This is a genomic window from Stenotrophomonas sp. 2YAF22, assembly GCF_052114665.1.
Lineage (GTDB): Bacteria > Pseudomonadota > Gammaproteobacteria > Xanthomonadales > Xanthomonadaceae > Stenotrophomonas > Stenotrophomonas indicatrix.
In genome coordinates, this window is sequence record NZ_JBFRFE010000443.1 from 1 (window position 1) to 3,609 (window position 3,609).

3 protein-coding genes and 1 tRNA gene are annotated in these 3,609 nt (G+C 66.1%); 2 read left to right on the forward strand and 2 right to left on the reverse strand.

From position 1 onward, the window contains the following. Positions 1 to 1,491, forward strand: a 1,491-nt coding sequence (locus AB4Y84_RS16075; protein WP_442250435.1) for an autotransporter outer membrane beta-barrel domain-containing protein, incomplete at its 5' end; no start/stop codon positions are given. A 55-nt stretch (positions 1,492 to 1,546) separates the two neighbouring features. Here the strand turns inward: AB4Y84_RS16075 and AB4Y84_RS16080 are convergent. Then, positions 1,547 to 1,990, reverse strand: coding sequence for a GNAT family N-acetyltransferase (locus AB4Y84_RS16080; RefSeq protein ID WP_059063229.1), 444 nt, complete (start codon positions 1,988 to 1,990; stop codon positions 1,547 to 1,549). A gap of 123 nt (positions 1,991 to 2,113) precedes the next feature. Here AB4Y84_RS16080 and AB4Y84_RS16085 point away from each other — a divergent pair, with 123 nt between their 5' ends. Next, a complete protein-coding gene (locus AB4Y84_RS16085) occupies positions 2,114 to 2,908 on the forward strand; it encodes an isocitrate lyase/PEP mutase family protein (protein ID WP_442243921.1) in 795 nt (264 codons plus the stop codon). 465 nt (positions 2,909 to 3,373) lie between these two features. Here AB4Y84_RS16085 and AB4Y84_RS16090 read toward each other — a convergent pair. After that, positions 3,374 to 3,466 (reverse strand) — tRNA-Ser (locus tag AB4Y84_RS16090). Positions 3,467 to 3,609 lie beyond the last annotated feature (143 nt).

Genomic DNA, 3,609 nt, shown 5'->3' on the forward strand with positions numbered 1-3,609 from the left:
GGCACCATCGGCGGCAACGCTGGCGGCGTCACGGTGAGCAGCGGCGGTGTACTGTCGCCCGGCAACGGCCCGGGCAATGGCAGCAGTGGCGGCAATGGTACGGGCACGATTACCGTGGGTGGCAACCTGACCCTGGCACCGGGCAGCACGCTGTCGGTCGACCTGGGCGCTACCGGCAGTGACGTGGTGCAGGTGGGCGGCAGCGCGAACATCGGTGGCGCATCGGTGGTGGTCAATGCCATCGACCCGAACACCAGCTACCAGCAGGGCCAGCAGTACACGATCATCAACGCAGGCGGCGGCGTCAGCGGGCAGTTCGTGCCGCCCACCACCACCTCGGCGTTCCTCTCACTGAGCCCGGTCTACACAGCAAATGCCGCGCAGCTGAAGATCGATGTGAAGCAGACAGCGGCCTTCGTCACGGCTGCGCAGACCCGCAACCAGCTGGGCGTGGCATCGGCGCTGGACAGCCTGCCGCAGACCGGCGCGGCGCTGGGCCTGTACAACACGCTGCTGGCCTACGACACCGCCACCGCGCGCAACGCGTTCAACCAGCTCTCCGGTGAAGTGCATGCAGCCAGCCGTGCAGTGCTGCTGTACGACAACTACCTGGAAGAGGGCATCCGCCAGCGTCTTGGCAGCGAGTTGCCGACGGTGCGTGGCGAGCGTGCTTCGGCATGGCTGGCGGGTAGCGGCAAGGTGTTCAAGCAGGACGGCGATGGCAACGGTGACGAGATCCGTGCCAACCGCAATGCACTGATGGCTGGCGTCGATTGGAAGCTTGGCGAGCATGTGGTGCTGGGTGCCGCGGCGGGCAGCGAGCGGCTCGATACACGGCTGTACGATCGCCAGTCGCGTGCACGCCTGCGTGGCAACACCTATGGACTGTATGCGCAGGGCGAGTGGAACAACGGATTTGCGGTCGGTGGCAGTGTGTCGCGCGGCGATTACCGCACGCGCACCACGCGTGAAGTGCCGCTGCTGGCACAGACGCTGCACAGCCGCCAGGATTCGGATGTCACCATCGCCCAGATCGAAGGCAGCTGGACCTGGACCCATGGCAGGACGCAACTGCAGCCGTATGTGCAGTTCACCAAGCACTGGGTGGACAGCGATCGCGCGGTGGAGCAGGGCGGCAGCGCGGCGCTGGTACTGGAGGGCGGCAAGGACACGCTCAATGTCAGCACCGTCGGCGTACGCGGCCGCTGGGATGTGGGCAGCGGCGAGCGCTATCCGGCACAGCTGACGGTCGGGCTGGGCTGGCAGCACGCGTCCGGTGACACCGACGTAGCCAGTCGGCAGAGCTTCGCCGTCGGTGGCACTGCGTTCGATGCCTACAGTGCCGTGATGGCGCGCAACGCACTGGTCAGCCAGGTCGGTGTGGCCGTCGGCCTGGGGCGCAGCAGCCAGCTGTCGCTGTTCGTGCAGGGCCAGCATGGCGACGGTCGCAACGATATCGGCGGCCAGTTGAACCTGCGCGTCGGGTTCTGAGCCAGTGCGTGACTTCGACGGATCCACGCCATGCGTGGATCCGTCGAGAGCCGGGTTACAGCACCCGCTGCATCTCCACGGCGTCGATTCCGGCGCCGTGGCCATCGGCTACCACGCGTACCACCTGGAAGCCGAGGCCGGCATAGAAGCCCTGCGTGTGCTGGCTGGTGCTGAGCGTGATGCGCTGGACCGATGGGTCTGCTTCAGCCTGATGCAAGCGGGCCACTGCCAGCGCGCGTCCCAGCCCCTGTCTGTGGCGACTTCGTTCGACCATGCCCCAGCACAAGCTGGCGCTGCCATCGCCGCAGTGCCAGAGGCCGCCGCAGGCCACCACCTGGCCCTCGACCTCGATCACCTGGAAGGCGCGTGGCACGGCGTGTTCGTGCAGGAAGCGCTCGAAGTCACCCCGCTCTGCGGGTGCGAAGTAGGTGGGCACGTTGCTGTCGAAGATCGACAGGCAGGCGGTGACGTCGGTGCAGCGGTAGGGGCGGGGTGTCATGAATGACTGTCATCGTGGTGGCGAGCACATTGTGCGCGAGGTCCGCACCAGTGATGTCCGGATATGGCGAGCCCGGAAACCGGTTCGGGCGCAGACTGCGGGTCCCCGTCATCAGGAGGTTCCATGTCCAACGTTCACCAGAACTTCGTTCAACTCCATCAACGCGCTGGTCTTTATGTGCTGCCCAACGTATGGGATGCCGGTGGCGCCCGCCTGGTCCAGCAGCTGGGAGCTGTCGCGGTGGGAACATCGAGTGCTGCCATGGCGTGGTCCTGCGGTTATGCCGATGGCGGTGCGCTGCCGGATACCGCGCTGCTGCAGCGGGTTTCAGAAATTGTTGGTGTGACCTCGCTGCCGGTCACGGTCGATATCGAGGACGGTTACAGCGATGTCCCCGATGCGGTCGCTGAGCGGGTGCTGCGCCTGGTGGAGGCGGGTGCGGTAGGGATCAACATCGAAGACGGTGCCGGCAGCCCTGCGACGCTGGTGGGCAAGATCACCGCCATCCGTTCGGCGCTGGGCGGACGATCGCTGTTCATCAATGCGCGCACCGATGTGTATCTGCGCGGCCTGGCTGAAGAGGATGAGGCGGTCAGGATGAGCATCGATCGGCTGCAGGCCTATGCACGTGCCGGTGCCGACGGCGGCTTCGTGCCGGGACTGCGCGCGCTGGACGAGGCTGCTGCGGTTGCCGGCGCCGTGCCGCTGCCTCTCAACCTGATGTGGTTGCCGGGGATGGCGTCGTTTGCTGCGCTGTCGCTGGCCGGCGTGCGGCGGTTGAGCGCTGGCCCGGCCTTGTTCATGCACGCATGGACGGCGATGGCTGCGGCGACCAGGGATTTTCTCGGCGACGCGATGGCGATGCCGGAGGGGGCGCCGGGGTATGCGGCCTTGAACCAGCTGTTCAGCGAAAGGTGAGGGCGACAAAGCGGGGCGTGCCGGCAGGCTCAACCACGGGCGGGTAGTCGATGCGACCGGGCCGAGGCATCCACGCATGGCGTGGATCTACTGCCATATCTGGAGGAACAAGCCCCTCTGTTGAGGGGCTGCCCCGGCAGGGGCGGGGAGAGGCAGGCAAAGGGAGGGGCCCGAACGTTGCGCAGCAACGTTTGGGGCGACGTGCGGAACGCGCGTCGCGTCCCCAGCCAGATAAATAAAAAAGGCCACCCGAAGGGCAGCCTTTTTTATTTATCTGGCGGAGAGAGGGGGATTGCTGGGTGCATCCCTGCACCCAGCCCTTCCGCGCTGCGCGCTGCAGGGCCAGCCTTCGGCTGTCCGGTTCTGCTCCTGCAGAACCGTCGAACCCCGGCGGGGCTTCTCTCGCCCGATGCTCTCCACCAGACAAATGAAGAAGCCGCCCAGAGGGCGGCTTCTTCATTTGTCTGGCGGAGAGAGGGGGATTCGAACCCCCGAAGCGCGGTTTAGACGCTTACACACTTTCCAGGCGTGCTCCTTCAACCACTCGGACACCTCTCCGGATCCCTGCCATCGGCAAACGCCTCAGCAGGGGCGCAAATTCTAGCGGGCGCAGCGGCAGGACACAAGCACTGGTTTGCAGGGCGAGAGGGCTGGACAGGCGTGGCACAATGGAACATCCGATGGAAGACGGTGGCCTGATG